Annotated in this window: 22 protein-coding genes; 11 read left to right on the top strand and 11 right to left on the bottom strand. The window is 72.5% G+C overall.

Translation table 11 applies throughout. The features are described from left to right. Positions 1-61: 61 nt before the first annotated feature. The 6 genes from scy (at position 62) to JNO44_RS28810 (ending at position 10293) form a co-directional block, all read left to right on the top strand. The gene (gene scy / locus JNO44_RS28835; protein WP_205366687.1) at positions 62-4513 is read left to right on the top strand and encodes a polarized growth protein Scy; all 4452 of its coding nucleotides are present in this window, start codon (positions 62-64) and stop codon (positions 4511-4513) included. A gap of 114 nt (positions 4514-4627) precedes the next feature. After that, positions 4628-5566, top strand: coding sequence for a coiled-coil domain-containing protein (locus JNO44_RS28830; RefSeq protein ID WP_039632736.1), 939 nt, complete (start codon positions 4628-4630; stop codon positions 5564-5566). 160 nt (positions 5567-5726) lie between these two features. After that, the gene (locus JNO44_RS28825) at positions 5727-6761 is read left to right on the top strand and encodes an ABC transporter ATP-binding protein (RefSeq protein WP_205366686.1); all 1035 of its coding nucleotides are present in this window, start codon (positions 5727-5729) and stop codon (positions 6759-6761) included. Between the two features lie 3 nt (positions 6762-6764). After that, entirely contained in the window at positions 6765-7538 is a 774-nt protein-coding gene (locus tag JNO44_RS28820; protein WP_102926044.1) for an ABC transporter permease, read from the top strand. Between the two features lie 128 nt (positions 7539-7666). Next, positions 7667-8962 carry an ABC transporter ATP-binding protein gene (locus JNO44_RS28815; protein WP_205366685.1) on the top strand — a complete coding sequence of 432 codons (1296 nt, stop codon included), beginning with the start codon at positions 7667-7669 and terminating at the stop codon, positions 8960-8962. Next, positions 8959-10293, top strand: coding sequence for an ABC transporter permease (locus JNO44_RS28810; RefSeq protein ID WP_240167697.1), 1335 nt, complete (start codon positions 8959-8961; stop codon positions 10291-10293). Before JNO44_RS28815 ends, JNO44_RS28810 begins: the two co-directional genes overlap by 4 nt. Positions 10294-10298: 5 nt before the next feature. Here the strand turns inward: JNO44_RS28810 and JNO44_RS28805 are convergent, their stop codons facing one another. Then, positions 10299-10631: an ATP/GTP-binding protein gene (locus JNO44_RS28805; protein WP_205366684.1), complete on the bottom strand. Its 333-nt coding sequence runs from the start codon at positions 10629-10631 to the stop codon at positions 10299-10301. 259 nt (positions 10632-10890) lie between these two features. On the opposite strand from JNO44_RS28805, the gene JNO44_RS28800 reads away from it, so the two are divergent. Next, complete coding sequence (locus JNO44_RS28800) at positions 10891-11940, top strand: LLM class flavin-dependent oxidoreductase (protein ID WP_205366683.1); 1050 nt, start codon at positions 10891-10893, stop codon at positions 11938-11940. Positions 11941-12070: 130 nt separating this feature from the next. Here JNO44_RS28800 and JNO44_RS28795 read toward each other — a convergent pair whose 3' ends face one another. Next, complete coding sequence (locus JNO44_RS28795; RefSeq protein ID WP_067346895.1) at positions 12071-12463, bottom strand: SCO5389 family protein; 393 nt, start codon at positions 12461-12463, stop codon at positions 12071-12073. Positions 12464-12715: 252 nt separating this feature from the next. Here JNO44_RS28795 and nucS point away from each other — a divergent pair, with 252 nt between their 5' ends. Further along, positions 12716-13378 (top strand): endonuclease NucS, encoded by a 663-nt coding sequence (gene nucS / locus JNO44_RS28790; RefSeq protein ID WP_039632746.1) that lies wholly within the window; start codon positions 12716-12718, stop codon positions 13376-13378. Positions 13379-13513: 135 nt separating this feature from the next. Here the strand turns inward: nucS and JNO44_RS28785 are convergent, their stop codons facing one another. From JNO44_RS28785 to JNO44_RS28775, 3 genes are all read right to left on the bottom strand, one after another. After that, complete coding sequence (locus tag JNO44_RS28785) at positions 13514-16252, bottom strand: P-loop NTPase family protein (protein ID WP_205366682.1); 2739 nt, start codon at positions 16250-16252, stop codon at positions 13514-13516. A gap of 313 nt (positions 16253-16565) precedes the next feature. Then, positions 16566-16889, bottom strand: coding sequence for an STAS domain-containing protein (locus JNO44_RS28780; RefSeq protein WP_205366681.1), 324 nt, complete (start codon positions 16887-16889; stop codon positions 16566-16568). A 146-nt stretch (positions 16890-17035) separates the two neighbouring features. Next, complete coding sequence (locus tag JNO44_RS28775) at positions 17036-17884, bottom strand: 3-hydroxyacyl-CoA dehydrogenase family protein (protein WP_039632751.1); 849 nt, start codon at positions 17882-17884, stop codon at positions 17036-17038. A gap of 448 nt (positions 17885-18332) precedes the next feature. Here JNO44_RS28775 and JNO44_RS28770 point away from each other — a divergent pair, with 448 nt between their 5' ends. Further along, positions 18333-18905 carry a cob(I)yrinic acid a,c-diamide adenosyltransferase gene (locus JNO44_RS28770; RefSeq protein WP_205366680.1) on the top strand — a complete coding sequence of 191 codons (573 nt, stop codon included), beginning with the start codon at positions 18333-18335 and terminating at the stop codon, positions 18903-18905. A gap of 14 nt (positions 18906-18919) precedes the next feature. Here the strand turns inward: JNO44_RS28770 and JNO44_RS28765 are convergent, their stop codons facing one another. Beyond that, positions 18920-19501 (bottom strand): hypothetical protein, encoded by a 582-nt coding sequence (locus JNO44_RS28765; protein WP_205366679.1) that lies wholly within the window; start codon positions 19499-19501, stop codon positions 18920-18922. A gap of 200 nt (positions 19502-19701) precedes the next feature. On the opposite strand from JNO44_RS28765, the gene JNO44_RS28760 reads away from it, so the two are divergent. Then, on the top strand, positions 19702-20964 hold the full coding sequence (locus tag JNO44_RS28760; RefSeq protein WP_420882760.1) for a sensor histidine kinase: 1263 nt from the start codon (positions 19702-19704) through the stop codon (positions 20962-20964). Beyond that, positions 20961-21650, top strand: coding sequence for a response regulator (locus tag JNO44_RS28755; protein WP_205366677.1), 690 nt, complete (start codon positions 20961-20963; stop codon positions 21648-21650). Before JNO44_RS28760 ends, JNO44_RS28755 begins: the two co-directional genes overlap by 4 nt. 107 nt (positions 21651-21757) lie before the next feature. Here JNO44_RS28755 and JNO44_RS28750 read toward each other — a convergent pair whose 3' ends face one another. The 5 genes from JNO44_RS28750 to atpA form a co-directional block, all read right to left on the bottom strand. Continuing rightward, positions 21758-22201 (bottom strand): DUF2550 domain-containing protein, encoded by a 444-nt coding sequence (locus JNO44_RS28750; protein ID WP_039632758.1) that lies wholly within the window; start codon positions 22199-22201, stop codon positions 21758-21760. A gap of 141 nt (positions 22202-22342) precedes the next feature. Beyond that, positions 22343-22726 carry a F0F1 ATP synthase subunit epsilon gene (locus tag JNO44_RS28745; RefSeq protein ID WP_205366676.1) on the bottom strand — a complete coding sequence of 128 codons (384 nt, stop codon included), beginning with the start codon at positions 22724-22726 and terminating at the stop codon, positions 22343-22345. A gap of 108 nt (positions 22727-22834) precedes the next feature. Next, positions 22835-24277: a F0F1 ATP synthase subunit beta gene (gene atpD / locus JNO44_RS28740; protein WP_205366675.1), complete on the bottom strand. Its 1443-nt coding sequence runs from the start codon at positions 24275-24277 to the stop codon at positions 22835-22837. A 5-nt stretch (positions 24278-24282) separates the two neighbouring features. Further along, complete coding sequence (locus JNO44_RS28735; RefSeq protein WP_205366674.1) at positions 24283-25206, bottom strand: F0F1 ATP synthase subunit gamma; 924 nt, start codon at positions 25204-25206, stop codon at positions 24283-24285. A gap of 20 nt (positions 25207-25226) precedes the next feature. Beyond that, on the bottom strand, positions 25227-26816 hold the full coding sequence (gene atpA / locus JNO44_RS28730; protein ID WP_205366673.1) for a F0F1 ATP synthase subunit alpha: 1590 nt from the start codon (positions 26814-26816) through the stop codon (positions 25227-25229). Positions 26817-26881: the final 65 nt, after the last annotated feature.

Raw genomic sequence — 26881 nt, 5'->3', positions numbered from 1 at the left:
ACCCGCGCTGCAGCGCCGGAGCCGGCCGCCGCCATGACCAGGGGACGGATGGGACCGCGCAGTGCGGGGCAACGAGCGCCAGGAGCGTCAGTGGGCTGAGGTCGATCACCTCTCGCAGTTCGAAGCCGAGATGGAGCGGCTGAAGACCGAGCGGGACAAGGCCGTCCAGCACGCCGACGACCTCGGGTACCAGGTCGAGGTGCTGCGCGCCAAGCTCCACGAGGCGCGCCGCAACCTCGCGTCCCGGCCTGCCTACGACAACCTCAGCCACCAGGCCGAACAGCTGCTGCGCAATGCGCAGATCCAGGCCGACCAGCTACGTTCGGACGCCGAGCGGGAGGTGCGCGAGGCACGCGCGCAGACCCAACGGCTGCTCCAGGAGTCGGCCGAGCGGCAGGCCCGGATGGAGGCCGAGCTGCACGCCGAGGCGGTCAGCCGTCGGCAGCGGCTCGACGAGGAACTCAACGAGCGCCGGCAGACCGTCGAGTCGCACGTCAACGAGAACGTCGCGTGGGCGGAACAGCTGCGGGCCCGTACGGAGTCCCAGGCCCGTCGGCTGATGGAGGAGTCCCGGGCGGAGGCCGAACAGGCGCTGACGGCGGCGCGCGCCGAGGCGCAGCGGCTGGCCGACCGGGCCCGGGAACGGCTGGGCACCGCCGCGGAAGAGGCCCGCGCCGAAGCGGAATCCATCCTGCGCCGGGCGCGGACGGACGCCGAGCGCCTGCTGAACGCGGCGTCGAGCCAGGCCCAGGAGGCCACCGACCAGGCGGAGCAGCTGCGTTCGACCGCGGGTGCGGAGTCGGATGAGGCACGCCGGCAGGCGACCGAGTTGACGCGGGCCGCCGAGGCGCGGGTGCAGGAGGCCGATGCGGCGCTGCGCGAGGCGCGCGCCGAGGCGGAGAAGCTCGTCGAGGAGGCGCAGCACTCGGCCGCGAAGCGGCTGTCGGCGGCCGAGACGGAGAACGAGCAGCGCACCCGTACGGCCAAGGCGGAGGTGGCCCGACTGGTCGCGGAGGCGACCAAGGAGGCCGAGGCGCTGCGGGCCGAGGCCGAGGCGCTGCGGGCGGACGCCCGGGGCGAGGCGGAGCGACTGCTGTCCGAGGCGCAGGAGTCGGCGCGGTCGCGGGCCGCCGAGGACTCCGCCGCGCAGCTGGCGAAGGCCGCGCGGGCCGCCGAGGAGATCCTGACCAAGGCGTCCGAGGACGCCAAGGCCACCACGAAGGCCGCCGTCGAGGAGGCCGAACGGCTGCGCCACGAGGCCGAGGCGGAGGCCGACCGGCTGCGCGAGCAGGCGCACGACACCGCCGAGCAGCTCAAGGGCGCGGCGAAGAACGACACCAAGGAGTACCGCGCCAAGACCGCCGAACTCCAGGAGGAGGCACGGCGGCTGCGCGGCGAGGCCGAGCAGCTGCGGGCGGACGCGGTCGCCGAGGGCGAGCGGATCCGCGGTGAGGCGCGCCGGGAGGCGGTCCAGCAGATCGAGGAGGCGGCCGGGACCGCCGAGGACCTGTTGGCGAAGGCCAAGTCCGATGCCGAGGAGACCCGTTCGGGTGCGGTCGCGGACAGCGAGCGGGTGCGGACCGAGGCCATCGAGCGGGCGGCCGCGCTGCGGCGGCAGGCCGAGGAGGCGCTGGAGCGGGCCCGTAACGAGGCCGAGCAGCTGCTGTTGGAGGGCACCCAGGCCGCCGAGGAGCTGACGGGCGAGGCGGAGAAGAGCGCGGCGAAGCTGCGCGCGGAGGCCGAGGAGGCCGCCGAGGAGCGCCGGGCCGAGGCCCAGGCGGAGCGGGACCGGCTGCGCGGCGAGGCCGAGGAGAAGCTGGCGGCGGCCGAGGAGTCGCTGCGGGAGGCGCGCGCGGAGGCCGAGCAGCTGCGCCGGGAGACGCAGGAGGAGGCCGCGCGGCTCAAGGCGGAGGCCGCGGAGCGGCGTCGGTCGTTGCAGCAGCAGGCCGAGGACGAGGCCGAGCGGCTGCGGTCGGAGGCGGCCGGGGACGCTTCGGCGGCCCGGTCGGAGGCCGAGGCGGCGGCGGCGCGGCTGCGCAGCGAGGCGGCGGCCGAGGCCGAGCGGCTCAAGGCGGAGGCGCAGGAGACCGCGGACCGGGTGCGTGCGGAGGCGGCAGCCGCCGCGGAGCGTACGGGCACGGAGGCCGCGGAGGCGCTCGCCGAGGCGCAGGAGGAGGCCGCGCGGCGGCGCCGGGAGGCCGAGCAACTGCTGGGCGAGGCGCGCGAGGAGGCTCATCAGGAGCGGACGGCCGCGCGGGAGCAGAGCGAGGAGCTGCTGGCGTCGGCCCGTACACGGGTCAGTGAGGCGCAGGCGGAGGCCGAGCGGCTGGTCGAGGAGGCGGACCGGCGCGCGGCGGAGTTGGTGGCGACGGCCGAGCAGACCGCGCAGCAGGTGCGGGACGCGGTCTCGGGGCTGCGCGAGCAGGCCAACGAGGAGATCGCCGGGCTGCGTTCGGCGGCCGAGCACGCCGCGGAGCGGACGAAGTCCGAGGCGCAGGAGGAGGCGGACCGGGTCCGCGCGGACGCCTACGCGGAGCGGGAGCGGGCGTCGGAGGACGCCGCGCGGGTCCGGCGCGAGGCGCAGGAGGCGACGGAGGCCGCCAAGTCCCTTGCCGAGCGCACGGTTTCGGAGGCCATCGAGGAGGGCGAGCGGCTGCGGTCGGAGGCGGCCGAGGTCCTCGACGAGGCGCGCCGGAACGCCAACACGGCACGCACCGAGGCCGCCGAACAGGCCGACCGCCTGCTCACCGAAGCCACCACCGAGGCCGACAAACTCGTCACGGACGCCACCGCCAAGGCCGAGGAGCTGCGGGCGGAGGCCGCCGAGGTCCTCGACGAGGCACGCCGGAACGCCAACACGGCACGCACCGAGGCCGCCGAACAGGCCGACCGCCTGCTCACCGAAGCCACCACCGAGGCCGACAAACTCGTCACGGACGCCACCGCCAAGGCCGAGAAGCTGGTCGGGGACGCCACGGCGAGGGCGCAGCAGCTGCGCACCGACGCGTCGGACGCGCTGGCGTCGGCGGAGCAGGACGCGGCGCGGGCCCGGGCCGAGGCGCGGGACGACGCGAACCGGATGCGGTCCGAGGCGGCGGAGCAGACCGATCGGCTGCTGACCGAGGCGCGCGCGGAGGCCGAACGGATCGTCACCGAGGCGACCGAGTTGACGTCCTCGGCGCAGGACGACGCGGACCGCACGGTCCGGGAGGGCCAGGAGGCCGCCGAGCGGCTGCGCGCGGAGGGCGAGCAGCAGGCGCAGCGGCTGGTGGCGGACGCCACCGAGGCGGCGCAGCGGCTGCGGGCCGAGGCGGCCGAGGTGCTGGAGGGTGCCCGGGCGGACGCCGAGCGGACCGCCGACGAGGCGCGTTCGGCGGCCAACAAGACGCGGGGCGACGCCGCGACTCAGGCCGACGAGCTGGTGGCGGAGGCGGCCGGCGAGGCGGAGCGGCTGCGCGCGGAGGCGGCGGAGCGGTCCGCGGAGGCCGAGCGGGAGGCGGACCGTACCCGGGCCGATGCCCGTGAGCAGGCGGACCGGATGATCGCGACGGCGACCGCGGAGGCGGACCGGCTGCGCGCGGAGGCGGCGGAGACCGTCACCGTGGCGCAGGAGCACGCCAGTCGGACGCGCGCGGAGTCCGCGAAGATCCGCGAGGAGGCCGAGGAGGCCGCCGACCTCACCCGTACGGAGGCGCTGGAGGAGTCGGACCAGCTGCTGGACGAGGCCCGCAAGGATGCCGCCAAGCGTCGCGGCGACGCGGCGGAGCAGGCCGACCAGCTGATCGCCAAGGCGCAGGAGGAGGCGCTGAAGACGGCGACCGGCGCGGAGGAGCAGGCCGACACGATGGTCGGGGCGGCGCGCAAGGAGGCCGAGCGGATCGTCCGGGAGGCCACGGCCGACGGCAATATGCGGGTGGAGAAGGCCCGTACGGACGCGGACACGCTGCTCGGTGAGGCGCGTCGGGACGCGACGGCCATAAGGGAGCGCGCGGAGGAGCTGCGGGTCCGGGTCGAGTCCGAGGTCGAGGAGCTGCACGAGCGGGCCCGTCGGGAGTCGGCGGAGGCGATGAAGAGCGCCGGCGAGCGGGTCGACAAGCTGATCGCGCAGGCCACCGCGCAGCAGGTGGAGGCCGAGGAGAAGGCCGACAAGCTGATGGCGGACGCCAACAGCGAGGCGAGCAAGGTCCGGATCGCCGCGGTGAAGAAGGCCGAGGGCCTGATCAAGGAGGCCGAGAACAAGAAGTCCGCCGCGGTGCGCGACGCGGAGAGGATGCGGGCCGAGGCGAAGGAGGAGGCCGCCCGGATCGTCGCGGAGGGCAAGCACGAGCTGGAGGTGCTGGTCCGTCGCCGGGAGGACATCAACACCGAAATCTCCCGCGTTCAGGACGTACTGGAGGCGCTGGAGTCGTTCGAGGTGCCCACACAGGGCGGGGACGGCAAGGGGGGCGGGGCGGTGAAGGCCGCCGCGGGGGCCGGGACAACTCGTTCGAGTGGCAAGCCGTCTGAAGGGTAGCCACTCAAATGAGGGGTCATTCTCCACTTCAAACGCGCAATGACTCGATGACACGCCGTTAAGGCCCCTAGGATTCTCCTTATCACCTCACCGGTCTCTTTCGACAGGAACCCCATGAGCGACACTTCCTCCCCCTTCGGCTTCGAGCTCGTGCGGCGTGGGTACGACCGCGGTCAGGTGGATGACCGCATTACGAAACTCGTCGCGGACCGCGACAGCGCGCTGGCCCGTATCACCTCGCTGGAGAAGCGCATCGAGGAGCTGCACCTCGAGACGCAGAACGCCCAGGCTCAGGTCACCGACGCCGAACCTTCCTACGCGGGCCTCGGGGCGCGCGTGGAGAAGATCCTCCGCCTCGCGGAGGAGGAGGCCAAGGAGCTGCGCGAGGAGGCCCGGCGGGCCGCCGAGCAGCACCGCGAGCTGGCCGAGTCCGCCGCCCAGCAGGTGCGCAACGACGCCGAGTCCTTCGCGGTCGAGCGCAAGGCCAAGGCCGAGGACGAGGGTGCTCGGATCGTCGAGAAGGCCAAGGGTGAGGCGGCCACCCTGCGCGCCGAGGCGCAGAAGGACGCCCAGTCCAAGCGGGAGGAGGCGGACGCCCTCTTCGAGGAGACCCGCGCGAAGGCCGCGCAGGCCGCCGCGGACTTCGAGACCAACCTCGCCAAGCGCCGCGAGCAGTCCGAGCGCGATCTGGCCTCGCGTCAGGCCAAGGCGGAGAAGCGACTGGCGGAGATCGAGCACCGCGCCGAGCAGCTGCGCCTGGAGGCGGAGAAGCTGCGGACGGACGCGGAGCGCCGGGCCCGCCAGACGGTGGAGACCGCGCAGCGCCAGGCCGAGGACATCGTGGCGGACGCCAACGCCAAGGCCGACCGGATCCGCAGCGAGTCCGAGCGCGAGCTGGCGGCGCTCACCAACCGCCGCGACTCGATCAACGCGCAGCTGACCAACGTCCGCGAGATGCTGGCGACGCTGACCGGCGCGGCGGTGGCCGCCGCCGGCGTGCCCGGCGACGAGGAGTCCGTCACCCGGGGCGTGCCCGCGCAGCAGACCCGCTGAGGCCGACGCCGGGAGGGTTCTTCCGTAGTCCGTTGGTGCCCCCGTGCCGCCCGTGTGGTGGTGCGGGGGCACGGTCGTACCCGGGGGGGGCGGGGCCGGTGGTCCTCCGGGCGGCGCGCCCCGGTGGCGGGGGCCTCGGGGCGCCCCTAGCGTGCTGTACATGATCGAGCTCAGAGGGCTGACGAAGCACTACGGGGACACGGTCGCGGTGGACCATCTGACGTTCACCGTGCGGCCGGGGATCGTCACCGGCTTCCTCGGCCCCAATGGTGCGGGGAAGTCCACCACCATGCGGATGATGCTCGGTCTGGACAAGCCGACGGCCGGCACGGTCCGGATCGACGGCAAGCACTACCGGCAGCTGAAGAACCCGCTGACGTATGTGGGAGCGCTGCTGGACGCCAAGGCGATGCACGGCGGTCGCAGCGCCGCCAACCATCTGCTGTGTCTGGCGCAGAGCAACGGCATTCCGCGGGCCCGGGTCGGAGAGGTGCTGGACCTCGTCGGGCTGGCGTCGGTGGCGGGGAAGCGGTCGAAGGGCTTCTCGCTGGGGATGGGTCAGCGGTTGGGCATCGCGGCGGCGCTGCTGGGCAATCCGCGGGTGCTGCTCTTCGACGAGCCGGTCAACGGCCTGGATCCCGAGGGCATCCACTGGATACGCAATCTGATGAAGAACCTCGCGGCCCAGGGGCGGACGGTCTTCGTCTCGTCCCATCTGATGAGCGAGATGGCGCTGACCGCGGAGCACCTGGTGGTGATCGGGCAGGGCCGGCTGTTGGCGGACACGTCGATGGCGGAGTTCATCGAGCAGAACTCGCGGTCGTATGTGCGGGTGCGGTCCCCGGAGCGGGAGCGGCTGCTGACCATGCTGTACCGGGAGGGGATGCGGGTTTTCGCCGGTGAGGCCGGTGCGCTGGAGGTCGACGGGGTGCCGGCGGAGCGGCTGGGCGAACTGGCCGCCGCCGAACGGCTGGTACTGCACGAGTTGAGTCCTCAGCAGGCGTCGTTGGAAGAGGCGTTCATGCAGTTGACGGCCGGTGTCGTGGAGTACCACGCGCGCAACGGCGGCGGGCCGCCGCCGACGGTGCAGGGCGGGGGGCCGGTGCGGTCGGCGGTCCCCCAGGGCGCGATGTCGCGCGGGCCGGCGCCGGCCGGTTGGGGCACGGATCGGCAGTGGCAGAGGAAGAGGAGCTGACGGATGGCGGTCGTCGGGCAGGTCCTGCGGTCGGAGTGGACGAAGATCCGGTCGGTGCGGTCGACGGTGTGGACGCTGGGCACCGCGGCGGTGGTGACCCTCGTGACGGGCGTGCTGATCTGCACGCTGGTCCGGAAGGACTTCGACTCGATGCCGGAACAGCGGCAGCTCTCCTTCGACGCCACCAACATCAGCTTCGCGGGGATGGGCCTGGGCCAGCTGGCGATGATCGTCTTCGGGGTGCTGGTGGTCTCGAACGAGTACAGCACCGGGATGATCCGTTCGTCGCTGGCGGCGGTGCCGCAGCGCGGAGTGTTCCTCTTCTGCAAGCTGGCGGTGGCGACCGCGCTGGTCTTCGTGGTCGGTCTGGTGACCAGCTTCGCGACGTTCTTCGCGGGGCAGACGGCGCTGGGCGAGCACCGGGCGTACCTCGGCGATCCGGGGGTGCTGCGGGCGGTGATCGGCGGCGGGCTGTACATGGCGATGATGGCGCTGTTCTCGATGGCCGTGGCGACGATGCTGCGCAGCCCGATGCTGTCGCTGGGCATCCTGATGCCGTTCTTCTTCCTGGTCTCCAGCATCCTGGGGAACGTCTCGGCGACGCAGAAGGTCGGCCGCTATCTCCCGGACCAGGCCGGTTCGCGGATCATGCAGGTGGTCACGCCGGTCAACGACGCGACGCCGTACGGGCCGTGGGGCGGTTTCACGATCATGGTGGGGTGGACGGTGGCGGCGCTGGTCGTCGGCTATGTGCTGTTGAACCGGCGGGACGCCTGAGCGCAGGGGCCGCTCCGCCGGCGCCCGCTGCTCCGTTTTGGCGGGAACCGTCAACGTCCCGATAGCCTCATAACCCTCACGGGGGCACGAGGGCGCCTCTGCCCCGACCATCTCGCGAGGGGCGGAGAATGATCGAGGCAGTCGGCCTGACCAAGCGCTACGGGCCGAAGACGGCCGTGCACAACCTGTCGTTCCAGGTGCGTCCGGGCACCGTCACCGGCTTCCTGGGGCCCAACGGCTCCGGCAAGTCGACGACCATGCGGATGATCCTGGGCCTCGACGCCCCGACGTCCGGCCACGCCACGATCGGGGGCCGCCCGTTCCGGCAGACGCCCAACGCGGCGCGGCTGGTGGGTGCGCTGCTGGACGCCAAGGCGGTGCACGGCGGGCGCAGCGCGCGGGCGCACCTGCTGTCGCTGGCGCAGCTGTCCGGCATCCCGGCCCGGCGGGTCGACGAGGTGCTGGGGGTGGTCGGCCTGCAGGACGTCGCCCAGCGCCGGTCCGGCGGGTTCTCGCTGGGGATGGGCCAGCGGCTGGGGATCGCGGCGGCGCTGCTCGGCGATCCGCAGGTGCTGCTCTTCGACGAGCCGGTCAACGGCCTGGATCCCGAGGGCATCCTGTGGGTGCGGAACCTCATGAAGCAGTTGGCGGCCGAGGGCCGTACGGTCTTCGTCTCCTCGCACCTGATGAGCGAGATGGCGCTGACCGCCGAGCACCTGATCGTGATCGGTCGGGGCCAGTTGCTCGCGGACATGCCCGTCAAGGACTTCATCTCGGCCAACTCCGCGGACTTCGCGCGGGTGCGGACGCCGGACGGTGCGTCGGAGCAGCGCGAGAAGCTGACCGCGGCCGTCGCGGAGGCGGGCGGCCAGGCGGTGCCGGAGGAGGACGGCGCACTACGGGTGACCGGGCTGCCGCTGCCCCGGATCAGCGATCTCGCGCACGCGGCCGACATCCGGCTGTGGGAGCTGTCGCCGCACCAGGCGTCGCTGGAGGAGGCGTACATGCGGATGACGCAGGGGGCCGTCGACTACCGCTCGACGGCCGACCAGCGGTCCGGTCTCCAGGCTGCGCCCGCCGGGTACCCGCCGCAGGGTGCCGCCCCCCAGGGGTACGCGCCGGGGCAGCCCTCCCCCACGCTCTCAACTCCGTTCGAGCAGGGGGCACCCCCACTGCCGGGCCAGGTGCCGCCGGGGGTGGCCGCGCCACCGCCGAACCCGTACGCCCAGCAGGCCCCCTACGCCCAGCAGGCCCCGTACGCCCCGGCCGCCCCGGTGCCCGGCGGGCCGGTGCCCCCGCAGCAGGGCCACCCGTACGGGGGACCCGCTCCGTACGGCGCACCCCACCCGTACGGGCAGCAGCCGCCCATGCCGCCCGCCGCCCCTGCCGACCAGCCCACGCCGCACACCCAGGACGTCCGATGACCAGCCCTCAGCAGCCGCAGCCCCAGCCGCAGCCGCAGCCGCAGCCCGGTGCGCCGGGCACCGGTGCGCAGCCGATGCCGCCGGCCGCCCCCGTGCCCGCGCCGGGCCCCGCGCCCACCGCCGGACCGATGCCGCCGGCCTCCCCCGAGCTCTCAACTCCTCCCCCACTCTCAACTTCGTTCGAGCGGGGGGACCCCCATGCGCAGGGGGGACCCGCATCCCCGGCCGCCGAGGAGCCGGGGACGATGCTGCTCCAGGCCCAGGCCCAGCCCCAATCCCAGCCCCAACCGGCCCCCGTCAAGGAGGCCGGCACGATGATGCTCCAGGCACAGCCGCCGGCCGGCGGCCACCCCGAGCCGCGGCCGCTCGCGGCGCACGGGCCGGGTACGCAGGGCAAGGAGGGCGGCACGATGATGCTGACCGTTCCCGCGCCTCCGCAGGCCCAGCCCCAGCTGCCCCAACAGCCGCCGCAGCCGCCGCAGGCACCGGCCCCGCAGCCGCCGCAGCAGCAGCCGGTCAGCGCCAACTGGCAGGCGGGCAACGTCGGTTACGTCTCGCCGATCCCGGTCCGCCCGACCCACCTGGGCCATGCGCTGGCCGCCGAGTGGACCAAGATCCGTTCGGTGCGCTCGACGATATGGACGCTGGGCGTGATGGTCGTGCTGATCGTCGGCATCGGGCTGCTCACCGCCACCGCCATGTCGGGCCACACCGTCAGCCCCCGCATCAGCTTCGGCTTCTTCAGCGTCATGCTGGGCACCCTGTGCATCATCCCGCTCGGCGTTCTGGTGATCTCCTCCGAGTACGGGACAGGGTTGATCCGGACCACCATGACCGTCTGCCCCAGCCGGGCGCGAGTGCTCGCCGCGAAGTCGATCGTCTTCTTCCTGCTCGCCTTTGTGATCACGACCCTCGCCACCACGGTCGTGTCGCTCGCCATGGCCGGGATGGTGGGCGGCCGGGAGCCGACGATCAGCGAATGGCTGCGGTGCACGGTGGGCGCCGGACTGTACGTCTCGATGCTCGGCCTGCTGGCCATGGCGGTGGGCTCCCTGCTGCGGCACTCCGCCGGCGCCATCAGCGCCATGTTCGGGGTCGTCCTGCTGCCGATGCTGCTCGCGGTCTTCATGCTCGGCGCGTCGAGCCTGCAGTGGCTCGCCAAGGGCCTGATCACCTACTCGGTCCCCAATTCCCTGGCGACGCTGTACGGCATTCCGTTCCTCGGCACCGACGGCGGTCCCGAGGGCTGGACGCCACTGTGGATCCTGACCGGCGTCGCCGCTGTCGCCCTGGCCGCCGCCTTTGCCGTCCAGGAGCGGCGCGACGTGTAACGGCCTCAGTACCGGGGCGCGTTCCGGGACCGCTGGAGCCGTGCGCTCCGGCGGTTCCGTGCGTTCCAGCAGGCTTTGTGCCAGTGCCGGCGGTCGTCGACGTCGCCGTGCTGGGGCCAGGTGACGACGTGCGGGACGCCGGGCGGGATCTCCTGGTCGCAGCCGGGGCAGCGGTAGTGCTTGGCCGCGCCGGCGGCACCGACCGGCCGGACCACCCAGTCCTCGCCGCGCCACTCCTCGGTGGATTCCAGACCGTAGCGGCCGACCCCCGCGTGGTCCGCGCGGGCTGCACGGTCCGGGGGGTTCACACCGCGTTGGCGGTTTCGGCGCGGAGACACAGCACACCTCGGCAGGTCGACGGGGGTGGGGTTCCCCTGCTCACGGGGTCCCCCGCGCGAACGAAGCGGAGCACGGGAGAGGCGTCGAGAGTTCGGGGGAGGGCTGTCACCAGCGTACGCGGCGCGGTCAGGGGCAAAAGTCCGCCGTCACGTTTCTGCGATGATCTGGAAATTTCGCGTCAGGCCGTGCCCTGGGCACGTGTCGCACGTTGTTGCCAGGTGAGGGGGGGTCGCGTCGGCTGCAAGGAGGCAGAGAGCGATGCGCGTAGGGGCTTTCATCCTGGGCGCCCAGTTCCCCGGTCAGGGACAGGGGGAGGCACTGCACCGCGCGGTGCGTTCCACTGAGGTAGCGGAGCAGGCCGGACTCCACGAAGTCTGGCTCGCCGAACATCACTTCGTCCCCTACGGGGTCTGTCCGCAGGCGGCGACGCTGGCGGCACTGCTGCTGGGACGGACGAGCCGGATCGGGGTCGGGACGGCGGTGAGCGTGCTGCCGACCCAGCATCCGGTGGCGCTCGGCGAGCAGGCGGCGCTGCTGCACCTGACGTCGGAGGGCCGGTTCACGCTCGGCGTCGGCCGGGGCGGTCCCTGGGTGGATCTGGAGGTCTTCGGCTCCGGACTGGCCGCGTACGACCACGGCTTCCCCGAGTCGCTGGATCTGCTGCTGCGGTGGCTGCGCGAGCCCCGGGTGGGTGCGCAGGGCGAGCGCTATTCCTTCCGCGAAGTGGCGGTGGTGCCGCGGTCGTCCGAGGCGCTGACCGACCCCGACGATCCGGACGGGCTGACGGCCGGGCCCCCGGTGGTGGTGGCGTGCACCTCCCCGTCGTCGGTGCGGCTGGCCGCCACGCGCGGACTGCCGATGCTGCTGGGCATGCACTGCGGCGACGAGGAGAAGGCGGAGATGGTCGCGCTGTGGCGGTCGGCGGCGCTGGAGGCCGGCCGGGACCCCTTGGAGGTGGCTGCCGCGGAGCACGTCTCGGCGGGCGTGGTGCAGGTCGCGGACGACCGTCAGGCCGCGGTGGAGACGCTGACGAAGGCGATGCCCGGATGGCTGCGGCAGGGGTTGGGGGCGCATGTGACGGTCGACGGCCGGTACCGGTCGATGCGCGACCCGCTGGCGTACACGGAGTTGTTGTGCGCGCTGCATCCGGTCGGCCCGCCGGAGTTGTGCGCGGACCGGCTGGCGGCGACGTCGGAGCGCACCGGCATCCGGCGGTTCGCGCTGCTGGTGGAGGGCTCCGGGGATCTGGCCGCCACCGAGGAGAACGTCCGGCGGCTGGGCGCGGAGGTGCTGCCGCAGCTGGCGTGACCCCGCCGGGGCGGCGGCGGGGTCCAAGAGGGCCCCTGCGGCACGGGGCACGGCTGATCGGTGGTGCTGCCGCCGGTGCGCAAGCCCCGGAGGGTGCTCCGGCCAACTGGCTCAGCGGCAGCAACTCCGATCAGCAGTCGCGGAGTTCGGGCGACTGGTTCAGCAACTGGCCGCGGATGGAGGTGAAGCGGACCAGCCGCTCGTCGACGGCCGGGTCGAGCGGGAAGACCGCGACCCGGTGGCAGTTCTGAAAGGCGAGGCGCACACCGAAGTGACGCTCCAACGAGTCGCGGATGGCGTTGCTCGCGAGTGCGCGGAGCAGCTGGCCGCGCGCCTGCTCGTCCGGCGGCGGCGTCTGGTTGTCGGCGAACTCTCCGCCGTCCGCCTTCAGCCGGTCCACCAGAGAGCTGATCATCCCCCATGCGTAGGGCAGGGAAGTCCGGACGCAGTCGACAAACGCGGCTTCGTCGACCTCGCCTCGCTCGGCCTGTTCGAGGAGGGCCGGTGAGACGTCGAGCGACATGAGGTTCTCCTCTCGCGGCCCCGCCGGGACTGACGGGGCCTCATGGATGAGACAAGGGGAATTCGCGACAGAGCGTGTTCGCCCCGCGACCCCCCGCGTCAACGGTATGCCGCGCAAGGGGCCCGCACCAGGAGATTGCACATACAACCGGCCATGCGCGGGCGCCGGGGGTGCGGGGGTTTCCGCCGTAAAGAGACCCCGGTACGGGGGCGAATCGCGTCGGCGGCCCCGATTCGAGTAGCGTGGCGCACCATGCGCCTCGTCATTGCCCGCTGCTCCGTGGACTACGCGGGCCGGCTCACCGCCCATCTCCCCTCCGCGCCCCGCCTCATCCTGGTGAAGGCGGACGGCTCCGTGTCCATCCATGCGGACGACCGGGCCTACAAACCCCTCAACTGGATGTCCCCGCCCTGCTCCCTCAAGGAGGGGGACGGCAACGTCTGGACGGTGGAGAACAAGGGCGGCGAGAAGCTCATCATCACCCTGGAGGAGGTCATGCACGACTCCTCGCACGAGTTGGGCGTGGACCCCGGGCTCATCAAGGACGGTGTGGAGGCCCACCTCCAGGAGCTGCTCGCCGACCGGATCGAGACACTGGGCGAGGGCTACTCGCTTATTCGGCGTGAATACCCCACTGCCATTGGCCCGGTGGATATCTTGTGCCGGGACGCCGACGGGCAGACCGTCGCCGTCGAGATCAAACGGCGCGGTGAGATCGACGGCGTGGAGCAGCTCACCCGCTATCTCGAACTCCTCAACCGTGACCCGCACCTGGCCCCGGTGAAGGGCATCTTCGCAGCTCAGGAAATCAAGCCGCAGGCCCGGGTGCTGGCCACCGACCGCGGCATCGGCTGTGTGGTGCTGGACTACGACGGGCTGCGCGGCATCGAGGACGACAAGCTGCGGCTGTTCTGACCCGCCGCACCGGCCGTACCGCGACGGCCCGGTACGCGATCCGTCCGCCCCTGGGGCGGCGGTGCGTACCGGGCCGTCGCGGTGTTTCGGCGCGTGCCTGGTGTGCCTGGTGGTGCCTGCGGGGCACCGGGGGTGTCAGCCGGTCGGGGTGCCCTGGCCTGATGCCGACTGGCCGGATGACGCCTGGCCCGACGACGGCGCGGTGGTGTCGCCGCCGTTCCCCGTGGTGGACGGCGCCACCGCGGAATGGCTGCCGGACGGGCTGCCGCCCGAGGAGCCGCCGGACGTGGTCGGCGGCTGGCCGGTCGGGGTGTCCGTGGGCTTCTGGGTCGGCGTGGGGTCGGTCGGGGTGCCGGTCGGCTTCTGGGTCGGCGTGGGGTCGGTGGGGGTGCCGGTCGGGGTGTGGGTGGGACGGTGGGTCGGGCGGCCGCTGGACGACGTGGGGCCGCCGGTCGGGTCGGTGGGGCTGGAGGTCGGGCCGCCGGTCGGGGTGCCCGGGCCGCTGGGCGCACCGGTGGTGCCCGGCGCGGACGGCGCGGTGGTGCCCCGGTGGCCGGGCGTGCCGGGAGCGCCGGGCCGGGTGGTGCCGGACCCGGTGGGCGGCAGGCCGGAACCGGTGCCGGGCAGCTGGGCCGGGTCCTGCGCATCACCGGTGGCCGGGGACTGCCTGGTGGTGACCTTGTCGTCGTGCGGGCCGGAGTTGTCGGAGGTCATGCCGAGGGTGAGGACGGTGCCGAGCCCGGCGGCCACCAACACGCCGGCGCCCGCGGCGATGAGGTTGCGGCGGCTGGTGCGGCGGATACCGCGCCCCAGGCCCCCGGCGCCGGTCGCCGCGGCCTGGCCGGCCGTCCCGGACTTCGCGGCGTGCGCGCCCTTCACGGCCGGGACGGCGGCGGTGGTCGCGCCGGGCGAGGACGCGGGTCCCCCCGACGGCCGGCCGACCGTGGCGGCCCCGGCGGTCCGGTCGGTGGCCGTGGTGGCCGGCCCCTCGGGGCGGGCGACGGCGTGCAGCTTGGCGGTGGACACGGCGTCGGGCGTCGCGGCACCGGCCGGGCCGGCGGCCGTCTCGTGCGCCTGCGGCCCGTCCGGGGTGTCCGTCGCGGCGGCAGCGGAGGCCGCGGCCGCCGGGTCGACGGAGGCCATCAGGGTCGTCGGCGCGTCCGCAGCGGCGGCCCGCGACCGGTCGATGACCAGGGCGAGGGCCCGCCGCCCGGCGATCGCGCCGTCGCGGTCGGAGAGCACCCCGCGCAGCCCGATGGACGCCTCCAGCTCGGCGCGCGCCCGGTCGACGTTGCCGCTGCACAGCGCGAGCACGCCCAGGTCGTGGTGGAAGTACGCCTCCTCGGCGACCTCGCCGGCCAGTCGGGCGGCCTCCTGGCCGTGCCGCAGGCTGCGCTCCCAGGCGCTCCAGTGCAGCGCCGCGGCGAACGCGGGCGCGGCGGTGCGGGCCAGCAGCACCGCGGCGGCCGGGTGGCCGCTCTCCCGGCTGCCGGTCAGCACGCCCATGGCGGCCAGCACCGCGTCGGACTCGGCGGCGGCCCGCTCGGGGGTGACCGAGGGGTGCCCGGCCCACCAGGCGTAGTGCTGGGCGGCGGTGTGCGCGCGGGCGGCGGCGTCCTCGGCGTAGCCGGCGGCGGTCAGCTGGTCCAGGACGGTCGCGGCCAGGCGGTAGTGGCCGCCGGCCGGGCTGATCAGGCCGCAGCCGAGCAGCTCGCCGAGGGCGGCGTCGGCGTGGGTGTCCTGGGCCAGGGCCGGCAGGTGCGCCTGGTGCGGCAGCTCGCCGCCGAGGGCGACCGCGAAGCGGAGGGTCTCCTGGGCGGCGGCGCCGAGCCGCTGGGCGAGCAGCGGGGCGGGGGCGACGGCCTCGCCGAGGGCCGGCAGCGGCACATCGGTGCGCTGCTCGGGGTCCACCGGGTCGGCGGTGCCGTCCTCGGGGAAGAGTCCGTAGCCGTCGTCGAGGGCGCCGGGCGCGGTCCGTGCCTTGTCGCGCTGCCGGAGCAGGGCGGCGGCCTGGACGAACCGCAGCGGCAGCCCCTCGGACTCGAACCAGAGGTCGGCGGCCCAGGCGGTCTCGTCCGCGGTGAGCTGGCGGTCCACGGCGCGCTCCAGCAGCCGCATGCCGGCGTCCCGGCTGATCCCGCCGACGAAGACCTCTTCGACATGTGCGTCGGCGCTGGGGGCGGGCACGTCGGGGGTGGCGGCGAAGAGGAAGGCGCACTCCGGGGTGGCCTCCAGCAGTTCGTCGAGCGCGGCACCGCCGAGCTCCAGGTCGTCCAGGACGACGACCGCGCCGATGCCGCCGAGCAGGCGCAGCAGCTCGGGCCGCTCCGGGCGGTGCTGCGGGGCCCGGTAGACCGCCGCGAACAGGGCGTAGAGGACGTCGGTGACGCTGCGGTGGTAGCCGGAGAGCCGGACCACGCCGTCCGGGGCGAGGTCGCCGACGCGGCCGGCGACCGCGTCCAGCAGCCGGGTGCGGCCCGAACCTGCGGGGCCGCTCACGCGCACCGAGCGGCCGCGGGTGAGCAGCCGCACCAGCCGGGCGATGTCCTCGTCGCGCTCTTCGAGGGGGATGTCGTGGCCGGCGAAGGAGACCGGCCCGGACGGCACCGGCGGCTGGGCCGCGCGGGCCGCGGCGGCACGGTCCTGGGGGTCGAGCTTCTCCGGCACGGCGGGCCGCTCGCCGGGCGGGCAGGGCTGTATCTCACAGCCGTCGACCGGGTTGACGGTGACGAGGTAGTTGCCGGAGACCAGGCGGACGACGCGGGCGAGCCCGCCGGATCCGCCCTGCCGGCCGGCGGCGTCGGACGCCGGCGGACCGGCCGTGCCGGCCTGCTCGCCGTACTCCTCGGGCCCCGGGTGGGTGTTCGGGTCCATGCTGCAAGCTCCCAGATGTGCGTGCCGTCGGTGCTTCCGGCCGTCCGCACTCCCCCGGCTCCGGCGGATCTCCTCAGCCGTCGCGTCTGGTCCGGTGCCCCGCCGCGGATGATGGCACACGGCGGGCAACCGAACCATAGACCGATCTCCGGCACGGGGCACGGCCGGGGTGGCACCTTGACGGGAACGACACCAGATCAGGGGAAACGCGCGGTTCGCCGCGTTTCCATCGATTGTCCCGGATCCCGGTCTTCCCTCCGGGGCGACGGCCACGGCCGCCGCCCCCGCTCCTCGCGCCCACAGGAGACCCTGCTCACACCCGGGGAAGCGACTCCGTCTCGATCCCGCCCTCGATCGCGAGGATGCGGTGGAGCCGGGTGGCGACCAGGAGCCGCTGCATCTGCGGCGGCACCCCCCGCAGCACCAGCCGGCGGTTGTTGCGGCCGGCCCGGCGGTGCGCGCCCATGATCACGCCGAGGCCGGTGGCATCCCACGAATCCAGTTCGGTCAGGTCCAGCACCAGATCACCCCGGCCGGAGTCCACGGCGGCGTGCAGCGCCGTGCGGGCGTCCGCCGCGCTGCGAACGTCGAGGCGGCCCCCGACGACCAGCTCGGCGTGGTCGCCCCTGATGTGCATATGCGCTCCCCGATGTCATGGGTTGTGGTGCATTGTCGTCTACCGATCTGACTGCCTCTCATACGGCGAAGTTGCCGTCTGTAAGCGAACCGATACCGAAATCACTCCGACGGGTGATCCCGTCGGAGTGCTGGGCTGACGCGCCATCAGTGCGCGTAGAAACCCTGTCCGCTCTTGCGGCCGATGTCGCCGGCGTCCACCATGCGCCGCATGATCTCCGGCGGGGCGAACTTCTCGTCCTGGGACTCGGTGTAGATGTTCTCGGTGGCGTGCAGCAGGATGTCGACGCCGGTCAGGTCGGCGGTGGCCAGCGGCCCCATCGCGTGGCCGAAGCCCAGCTTGCAGGCGATGTCGATGTCCTCGGCGCTGGCCACGCCGGACTCGTAGAGCTTGGCGGCCTCGACGACCAGCGCCGAGATCAGCCGGGTGGTGACGAAGCCGGCCACGTCGCGGTTGACCACGACGCAGGTCTTGCCGACCGACTCGGCGAACTCCCGTGCGGCGGCGAGGGTTTCGTCACTGGTCTTGTAGCCGCGCACCAGCTCGCACAGCTGCATCATCGGCACCGGCGAGAAGAAGTGCGTGCCGACCACCCGCTCGGGCCGCGAGGTGGCCGAGGCGATCTTGGTGATCGGGATAGCCGAGGTGTTGGAGGCCAGCACCGCGTCCTCCTTGGCAAGCTTGTCCAGCGCCTGGAAGATCTCCCGCTTGACCTCGATCTTCTCGAAGACCGCCTCCACGACGATGTCCGCGTCGGCGACCGCGTCCAGATCGGTGGTGGTGGTGATGCGGGCCAGCGCCTGCTCGGCGGCGCCCGCCTCCAGCTTGCCCTTCGCGACGAACTTCTCGAAGGAGGCGGCGATGCCGCCCTTGCCGCGGGCCAGCGCCTCGTCCGTGACATCGCGGAGGACGACGTCCCAACCGGCCTGGGCCGAGACCTGCGCGATACCGGAACCCATCAGTCCGGCGCCGATGACGGCAAGCTTCTTTGCCACTGCTGTCCCCTCACACCCTGTGCATTTGACGGTCCTGAGTGACGTTAGCGGTCACCGGCGATCGATTGGCGGTGAAGAGATGCGCGTCACTCCCTCCCCTCACCCGACCGCCGCCTCTCCGCGCGGCCCGACGGGCCATGGCGCCTCCCGTCATGACGGACATCACATCCCCAGCGGTCCGGCGCACGCCCGGGAGGCCGTCAGCCGGCCCTCCACACGGCGTAGTTGAGGCCCTGTCCGCTCGGCGGCGCCAACGCGCCCCGTACCGCGCCTCGTTACTACGCCCCGTTCGGCACCTCGTTCGGCGGCTCTGGCGCAGCCTCGGGAAGAGCCGCACGGTGCCCGCACGGACGCGAGTGAGGGGACGACGGCGAACCGGGCCCCGCGACGCCGTCGGCGGCCCCGCCGCCCCGAGCCGTCCCCCGGGCCGCGGCGTAGTCTCACTCGTATGGTGAATCTGACCCGCATCTACACCCGTACCGGAGACAAGGGCACCACCGCGCTCGGCGACATGAGCCGGACCGCCAAGACCGACACCCGCATCGCGGCGTACGCGGACGCCAACGAGGCCAATGCGGCGATCGGCGTGGCGCTGGCGCTCGGGTCGCTGTCGGAGGAGATCGCCGCGGTACTGCTGCGGGTGCAGAACGACCTCTTCGACGTGGGCGCCGACCTGTCCACCCCCGTGGTGGAGAACCCCGAGTTCCCGCCGCTGCGCGTCGAGCAGTCCTACATCGACAAGCTGGAGGCGGACTGCGACCGCTTCCTGGAAAAGCTGGAGAAGCTCCGCAGCTTCATCCTCCCCGGCGGCACCCCCGGCGCCGCCCTGCTCCACCAGGCGTGCACGGTCGTCCGCCGGGCCGAGCGCTCCACCTGGGCGGCCATGGAGGAGCACGGCGAGACCATGAACCCGCTCACCGCCACCTACCTCAACCGACTCTCCGACCTGCTGTTCATCCTGGCCCGGACGGCCAACAAGGAGGTCGGGGACGTGCTGTGGGTGCCGGGCGGCGAGCGCTGAGATCCCGCCCGGCCTCAGTGGAGGCTCTCCTCCCGGGGCCGGGCCGGCGCCTCCTCCGGCACGGCCCGGTCCTTGGGGGCCTTCTTCGGCCAGATGAGATACGTCAGCATGATCACGCCGTGGATCGACACGACGCGCAGGCCCGCCGCCTGCCAGCCGCGCAGCGACGAGATGTCGCCGTCGCCGACGTACCAGATCGCGCCCTGTAGCAGTGCGGCCGCCACCGCGGCCATCAGCACCGTGCGCAGCCACAGCTTCGCCTCGTGCTTGAGGTGGTCCCGGCCGTAGCGCTTGATCGGGGCCGGGCCGCCGGCGAAGCGGTGCGCGACGCGTACGTCCACCCACTTGATCGTGTAGTGGCCGTAGGCGACGGTGTAGCCGATGTAGAGGGCGGCCAGGCCGTGCTTCCAGTCCGCGGTGGCGCCGTTCTTCAGGTCGACCGCGGTGACGATCAACAGCGCCAGCTCCAGCAGCGGTTCCAGCAGCAGCACCGCCGCCCCGGTCTTCGGCATCCGCGCCAGATAGCGCAGCGCCAGGCCCGCGGCGAGCAGCACCCAGAAGCCGACCTCGCAGGCGATGATCAGCGTGACGACCACGGTTGCTCTCCTCTCCCGCCGCCCCGCGCCCCGGACTGCTGCGGGGCTCCCACCGAGCGGAGCGGACTCCCCAGTCTCCCAGCCGCCGGCTCCCACAACGTCGTCGGCGGCGACGATCCGGCACTGCACCTTTCGATGTAGGCGGCCTGGTCCGCGGGGTGACGGCGGACCGCAGCGTCGCCGTGTTTGATGGAGGGGTGATTGCCAGAGCCCTCGCCGCGCCCGGACGCGCGCACCGCCACGACGTGCTCGTCGTGCCCGGACGCCCGCACCGCCACGACGTGCTCATCGCGGGCGGCGGACTGGCCGCCGGGGTGCTGTTGCGGGCGCTGCACCTGCACGGCGGGCCGCCGCTCCTCGGCCTGCCCGCCTCGCTGAACCTGCTCGCGCTCACCGTCATGGCCGGGGCCGTGCTGCTGCGCCGCACCGCACCGATGGTCGCGCTGGCCCTGGCCGTGCCGGCACTGGTCCTCGACTTCTGCACCGGCACCCTGATCACCACGCTCCTGATGTTCACGGACGTGGTCTACGCCGCGGTGCTGTACGGCCCACCGGCCGCGGCCCGCCGGATCCCGCTCGGCTCGGAGCTGGTGTCGGTGCTGGCCACGGCCGTCACGGCGGCGACCTGGCACAACCCTCAGGTGCTGATGATCGGCATCGGCATCGCACTGGTCACGGTCGCCCCGGCCTGGACCGGCCTGATCATCCGCAACCACCGGGACGCCGCGCAGGCCGCCCGGCTGCGGGCCGAACAGACCGCGCTGCTGGCCGAGATGGACCGCGACCAGGCGGTGGCCGGCGAACGCGCCCGGATGGCCAGGGAACTGCACGACCTGGTCGCCAACCACCTGTCCGCGATCGCCATCCACGCCACCGCCGCGCAGACCCTAGACGACCCCACCGCGACCCGCGCCGCGCTCGGCGTGATCCGCGAGAACAGCGTCCAGGGCCTGGCCGAAATGCGCCGCCTCATCGGGCTGTTGCGGGACCACAAGGCCACCGGGGAGGAGGAACCGGTGGCCACCCCCACCCTCGACGGACTGGAGGCCCTGGTCGCACAGGCCCGTACCAACGGCGCCGCCAGCGGCCTGACGTTCGTCCTGGACGACGCCCGGCCGCCGACCGGGCCGGGTGCCCGGAAGCCGCCCGCACCGGTCGAGTTGGCCGCGTACCGGATCGTCCAGGAGTCGCTGACCAACGCGCTCAAGCACGCCGTACCCGGCCACGTCCGGGTGCGGCTCGCCGACGAGTCCGACGGGGCGCTCACCGTCACCGTCCGCAGTCCCTACGGCGACCGGCCGGGCCCCCGCGCGCCCGGTTCCGGGGCCGGCCTGGTCGGCATGCGGGAGCGGATCGCCCTGTTGGGCGGGGAGTTCGACGCCGGCCCGGAACCCGGGCCGGACGGAAGCGTCTGGCTGGTCAGGGCAGCGCTGCCCGCCAGCGGAAAGGAAGAACAACGATGACCGGCACCGCCGAACGACCCGTCCGGGTCCTGGTCGCCGAGGACCAGTCAGCCGTACGGGCCGGGCTGGTCCTCATCCTGGGCTCCGTACCCGACATCGAGGTCGTCGCGGAGGCGGTGGACGGCGAGGAGGCCGTCGCCATGGCCCGCGCCCTGCGCCCGGACCTCGTCCTGATGGACATCCAGATGCCCCGGCTGGACGGCGTCTCGGCCACCCGCCGGATCACCGCGGAGGGGCTGGCCGACGTCCTGGTGCTGACCACCTTCGACCTGGACGAGTACGTCTTCGGTGCGCTGCGCGCGGGGGCCGCGGGCTTTCTGCTCAAGGACAGCGACGCGGCGACGCTGCTCGGCGCGGTCCGCACGGTGGCCGCCGGTGAGGGCCTGATCGCCCCGGCGGTGACCCGTCGGCTGATCGCCGAGTTCGCCCGGCCGCGGACGGCGACCCGGCCGGCGCGCGACCGCGAGGCCCCGGACCCCGCGGTACTGGACGCGCTGACGCCGCGGGAGCGGGAGGTGCTGGGGTGTCTGGGCGAGGGGCTGTCGAACGCCGATATCGCGGTCCGGCTGGCCATGGCGGAGGCCACCGTGAAGACCCACGTCAGCCGGCTCCTGGCCAAACTGGAACTGCGCAGCCGGCTGCAAGCGGCCGTACTGGCCCAGGAGTTGGGGGTGGAGGCGCCCTAGGGGGCACCCGAACGGATCCCGTAGGGGGCGCCCAGGCCCCCTGCGGGGCCACAACGGGTCGGGGGCGGGGAAGTATTCCCGTGGAGGGGCCCAGGCCCCCGGACGCGTCAGGCCACGTTCACCCGCTGGCCGGGCGGTGCCGCCTCCAGCCATGCCAGGAAGCCCGTCAGGGCGTCCTCGCTCATCGCGAGTTCCACCCGGATGCCGTTGTGCGAGCAGGCCAGCACGATGGAGTCGGAGAGCAGCGCGAGTTCCTCTTCGCCCTGGGGGGTACGGCGCTCCAGTACCTCAATGGCGGAGCGCTCCAGCAGGCGACGGGGCCGGGGTGCGTACGAGAAGACCCGGAACCACTCGATCCGGTCACCGTTGTACCGCGCCACGCCGTAGATCCAGCCCTTGCCGCTGGGCTCGTTCTCCGGCACGTTCCAGCGCAGGCTGCAGTCGAAGGTGCCGCCGGACCGCTGGATGAGCCGTCGCCTCAGTCCGAAGACGAACAGCCCCACCAGCACCAGCAGCACGACCGCGCCGCTCACAAGCAGAGCGAGGACCATCTAGACCGACCTCCTCGCCTCGGTGGGATACCCCCGGACTGGGTCCGGGGCAGGGAAACGCACCTGCATTGCCTCAGCCGCGGGCCGCTCCGGAAGTCCGGGCAGCCCGCGGCTGAGGATCGATCTCGTCGGTGACGGAGCTCAGTGAGCGCCCGCCACCGCGCGCAGCCGGACGTCGGCGCGGCGCTCGGCGGCTGCGTCAGCATCCGACTTCGCTCGCTCCAGAGCCCGCTCCGCACGCTGGACATCGATCTCGTCCGACAGTTCGGCGATCTCCGCCAGCAGAGACAGCTTGTTGTCGGCGAACGAGATGAAGCCGCCGTGCACCGCGGCGACGACGGTGCCGTCCCCGCCCTCGCCGGTCGTGCGAATCGTCACCGGGCCCGACTGCAGCACGCCGAGCAGCGGCTGGTGTCCGGGCATGACGCCGATGTCGCCCGACGAGGTGCGCGCGACGACCAGGCTGGCCTCGCCGGACCAGACCTGCCGGTCCGCGGCGACCAACTCGACGTGCAGCTCAGCCACGATGGCTCCTCGGGTCTCCACCTGCCTGGTGTGGCAGATGTTGGGTCAAATACTAGTGGTCGTACGGGCCGGGGACGGCCAGGGCCGCCCCCGGTCCGGGAGCACGGGTCAGGAGACGCCAAGCTCCTTGGCGTTCTTCTTGAGGTCCTCAAGACCACCGCACATGAAGAACGCCTGCTCCGGGAAGTGGTCGTACTCGCCGTCGGCGATCGCGTTGAAGGCCGCGATCGACTCGTCCAACGGCACGTCCGAACCGTCCACACCGGTGAACTGCTTCGCCACGTGGGTGTTCTGCGACAGGAAGCGCTCGATCCGGCGGGCGCGGTAGACCGTGAGCCGGTCCTCCTCGCTGAGCTCGTCCATACCCAGAATCGAGATGATGTCCTGGAGGTCCTTGTACTTCTGCAGGATCGACTTCACGCGCGAGGCGCAGTCGTAGTGGTCCTGCGAGATGTAGCGCGGGTCCAGGATCCGGGACGTCGAGTCCAGCGGGTCGACCGCCGGGTAGATGCCCTTCTCCGAGATCGGACGCGAGAGAACGGTGGTCGCGTCCAGGTGGGCGAAGGTGGTCGCCGGCGCCGGGTCGGTCAGGTCGTCCGCGGGGACGTAGATCGCCTGCATCGAGGTGATCGAGTGACCACGGGTCGAGGTGATGCGCTCCTGGAGGAGACCCATCTCGTCGGCCAGGTTCGGCTGGTAACCCACCGCGGAGGGCATACGGCCGAGCAGGGTCGAGACCTCGGAACCGGCCTGCGTGAAGCGGAAGATGTTGTCGATGAAGAACAGCACGTCCTGCTTCTGGACGTCACGGAAGTACTCGGCCATGGTGAGGCCGGCCAGCGCGACGCGCAGACGGGTGCCCGGCGGCTCGTCCATCTGACCGAAGACCAGCGCGGTCTTGTCGATGACGCCGGAGTCGGTCATCTCCTCGATGAGGTCGTTGCCCTCACGGGTGCGCTCGCCGACACCGGCGAACACCGACACACCGTCGTGGTTGTTGGCCACGCGGTAGATCATTTCCTGGATCAGAACGGTCTTGCCGACACCGGCACCACCGAACAGACCGATCTTGCCGCCCTTGACGTACGGGGTCAGCAGGTCGATGACCTTGACGCCGGTCTCGAACATCTCGGTCTTCGACTCGAGCTGGTCGAAGGACGGCGCCTTGCGGTGGATCGCCCAGCGCTCGGTGACCTCGGACTCGGCCTCCGGCTTGTTCAGGATCTCACCAAGGGTGTTGAACACCTTGCCCTTGGTGATGTCACCGACCGGAACGGTGATGCCGTTGCCGGTGTTGGTGACGGGGGCCTGGCGGACCAGACCGTCGGTGGGCTGCATGGAGATCGCACGGACCAGGCCCTCGCCCAGGTGCTGGGCGACTTCGAGGGTCAGGGTCTTCGTGGCGCCGGCCTCGGCCGGGTCCGCGACCTCGACGGTCAGCGCGTTGTAGATGTCCGGCATCGCGTCGACGGGGAACTCCACGTCGACGACCGGGCCGATCACCCGGGCGACGCGGCCCGTGGCAACGGCCGTCTCAACAGTGGTGGTCATAGTTGTCAGTCACTCCCCGCGGTCGCGTCGGCCAGTGCGGCACTGCCACCGACGATCTCGCTGATTTCCTGGGTGATTTCGGCCTGGCGGGCCGCGTTCGCAAGCCGCGAGAGCGACTTGATGAGCTCTTCCGCATTGTCGGTCGCCGACTTCATCGCACGCCGGGTGGCGGCGTGCTTGGAGGCGGCGGCCTGCAGCAGCGCGTTGTAGATCCGCGACTCCACATACCGCGGCAGCAGGGCGTCGAGGACGTCCTCTGCCGACGGCTCGAAGTCGAACAGCGGCAGGATCTCGCCCGTGGACTTCTCCTCGGACGCGTCCGCCGACTCCCTCTTCAGGGACAGCGGCAGCAGACGGTCGTCCAGCGCGTTCTGCGTCATCATCGAGATGAACTCGGTGTAGACGATGTGGAGTTCGTCGGCCCCGCCCTCGGAGGCGCCCTTCTGGACGGCCTCGATCAGCGGCGCGGCGATCTTCTTCGCATCGGCGTAGGTCGGGTTGTCGGTGAAGCCCGTCCACGACTCCACGACCTTGCGCTCGCGGAAGCTGTAGTAGGACACACCCTTGCGGCCGACGATGTAGGCGTCGACCTCCTTGCCCTCGGCCTTGAGCCGCTCGGTGAGCTGGTCCGCGGCCTTGATGACGTTGGAGGAGTAGGCACCGGCCAGACCGCGGTCGCTCGTGATGAGCAGCAGCGCGGCCCGGGTCGGCTTCTCCGCCTCGGTCGTCAGCGGGTGCTGAGTGGTCGAACCCGTGGCAACCGCAGTCACCGCGCGGGTCAGCTCACTCGCGTACGGCGTCGATGCCGCCACCTGGCGCTGCGCCTTGACGACGCGCGAGGCGGCGATCATCTCCATCGCCCTAGTGATCTTCTTGGTCGCGGAGACGGAGCGGATGCGACGCTTATAGACCCGGAGCGAGGCTCCCATGGATCAGGTCCCTTCCGTCGTCACTTGCCGGTGGCGGGGGTGTCCTCGCCGAGCAGCTTGCCGTCCGAGGTTTCGAACTGCCGCTTGAAGGCGTCGACGGCGTCCGAGATCGCACCGATGGTGTCATCGGACATCTTGGCGCCCTCGCGGATGCTGGTCAGCAGGTCCTTCTTCTCCCGGCGGAGGTGGTCGAGGAGCTCGCGCTCGAAGCGGCGGACGTCCCCGACCGGGACGTCGTCCATCTTGCCGTTGGTGCCGGCCCAGATGGAGACGACCTGGTCCTCGGTGGCCATCGGGGAGTACTGGTCCTGCTTGAGGAGCTCGGTCATGCGCTGACCACGGCCCAGCTGGGCCTTGGAGGCCGCGTCCAGGTCGGAACCGAAGGCGGCGAACGCCTCCAGCTCGCGGTACTGGGCGAGGTCCACGCGGAGGCGACCGGACACCTGGCGCATGGCCTTGTGCTGGGCCGAGCCACCGACGCGGGAGACCGAGATACCGACGTTCAGCGCCGGACGCTGGTTGGCGTTGAACAGGTCCGACTCCAGGAAGCACTGGCCGTCGGTGATGGAGATGACGTTGGTCGGGATGAACGCCGAGACGTCGTTGGCCTTGGTCTCGACGATCGGCAGACCGGTCATCGAGCCGGCGCCCATGTCGTCGGAGAGCTTGGCGCAGCGCTCCAGCAGACGCGAGTGCAGGTAGAAGACGTCGCCCGGGTACGCCTCACGGCCCGGCGGGCGGCGCAGCAGCAGGGACACGGCGCGGTAGGCGTCGGCCTGCTTCGAGAGGTCGTCGAAGATGATCAGGACGTGCTTGCCCTGGTACATCCAGTGCTGGCCGATGGCCGAGCCGGTGTAGGGCGCGAGGTACTTGAAGCCCGCCGGGTCGGACGCCGGGGCGGCGACGATGGTGGTGTACTCCAGGGCACCGGCCTCCTCCAGCGCGCCGCGCACGGACGCGATGGTGGAGCCCTTCTGGCCGATGGCGACGTAGATGCAGCGGACCTGCTTCTTCGGGTCGCCCGAGCGCCAGTTGTCGCGCTGGTTGATGATCGTGTCGACGGCCAGGGCGGTCTTGCCGGTCTGGCGGTCACCAATGATCAGCTGACGCTGGCCGCGGCCGATCGGCACCATGGAGTCGACGGCCTTGTAGCCGGTCTCCATCGGCTCGTGCACCGACTTACGGACCATGACGCCCGGGGCCTGCAGCTCCAGGGCGCGGCGGCCCTCGGTCTCGATCTCGCCGAGGCCGTCGATCGGGTTGCCCAGCGGGTCGACGACGCGGCCGAGGTAGCCCTCGCCCACGGCGACCGAGAGCACCTCACCGGTGCGCTGCACCGGCTGGCCCTGCTCGATACCGCTGAACTCACCGAGGATGACCGCACCGATCTCGCGCTCTTCCAGGTTCAGCGCGAGACCGAGCGTGCCGTCCTCGAACTTCAGCAGTTCGTTCGCCATCGTCGAGGGCAGGCCCTCGACGTGCGCGATGCCGTCACCGGCATCGCTGACCGTGCCGACCTCTTCGCGCGAGGCCGCGTCCGGCTTGTACGCCTGGACGAAGTTCTCCAGCGCGTCCCGGATCTCCTCCGGCCGGATCGTGAGCTCCGCCATCTGGGTTCCCTGCTCTCCTTGTTGGGCCCGAAGTTACGTGCGGGGGTCCAGGGGGCTCGTCCCCC

This window comes from Streptomyces noursei (assembly GCF_016917755.1).
GTDB lineage: Bacteria > Actinomycetota > Actinomycetes > Streptomycetales > Streptomycetaceae > Streptomyces > Streptomyces yunnanensis.
This window is presented reverse-complemented; position numbering and strand designations above follow the sequence as displayed.

Coding starts and splice junctions, on each gene's coding strand:
- JNO44_RS28830 (WP_039632736.1), top strand. CDS start 4,628: ATGAGCGACACTTCCTCCCCCTTCGGCTTCGAGCTCGTGCGGCGTGGG.
- JNO44_RS28825 (WP_205366686.1), top strand. CDS start 5,727: ATGATCGAGCTCAGAGGGCTGACGAAGCACTACGGGGACACGGTCGCG.
- JNO44_RS28820 (WP_102926044.1), top strand. CDS start 6,765: ATGGCGGTCGTCGGGCAGGTCCTGCGGTCGGAGTGGACGAAGATCCGG.
- JNO44_RS28815 (WP_205366685.1), top strand. CDS start 7,667: ATGATCGAGGCAGTCGGCCTGACCAAGCGCTACGGGCCGAAGACGGCC.
- JNO44_RS28810 (WP_240167697.1), top strand. CDS start 8,959: ATGACCAGCCCTCAGCAGCCGCAGCCCCAGCCGCAGCCGCAGCCGCAG.
- JNO44_RS28800 (WP_205366683.1), top strand. CDS start 10,891: ATGCGCGTAGGGGCTTTCATCCTGGGCGCCCAGTTCCCCGGTCAGGGA.
- JNO44_RS28795 (WP_067346895.1), bottom strand. CDS start 12,463: ATGTCGCTCGACGTCTCACCGGCCCTCCTCGAACAGGCCGAGCGAGGC.
- nucS (WP_039632746.1), top strand. CDS start 12,716: ATGCGCCTCGTCATTGCCCGCTGCTCCGTGGACTACGCGGGCCGGCTC.
- JNO44_RS28785 (WP_205366682.1), bottom strand. CDS start 16,252: ATGGACCCGAACACCCACCCGGGGCCCGAGGAGTACGGCGAGCAGGCC.
- JNO44_RS28780 (WP_205366681.1), bottom strand. CDS start 16,889: ATGCACATCAGGGGCGACCACGCCGAGCTGGTCGTCGGGGGCCGCCTC.
- JNO44_RS28770 (WP_205366680.1), top strand. CDS start 18,333: ATGGTGAATCTGACCCGCATCTACACCCGTACCGGAGACAAGGGCACC.
- JNO44_RS28755 (WP_205366677.1), top strand. CDS start 20,961: ATGACCGGCACCGCCGAACGACCCGTCCGGGTCCTGGTCGCCGAGGAC.
- JNO44_RS28750 (WP_039632758.1), bottom strand. CDS start 22,201: ATGGTCCTCGCTCTGCTTGTGAGCGGCGCGGTCGTGCTGCTGGTGCTG.
- atpD (WP_205366675.1), bottom strand. CDS start 24,277: ATGACCACCACTGTTGAGACGGCCGTTGCCACGGGCCGCGTCGCCCGG.
- JNO44_RS28735 (WP_205366674.1), bottom strand. CDS start 25,206: ATGGGAGCCTCGCTCCGGGTCTATAAGCGTCGCATCCGCTCCGTCTCC.
- atpA (WP_205366673.1), bottom strand. CDS start 26,816: ATGGCGGAGCTCACGATCCGGCCGGAGGAGATCCGGGACGCGCTGGAG.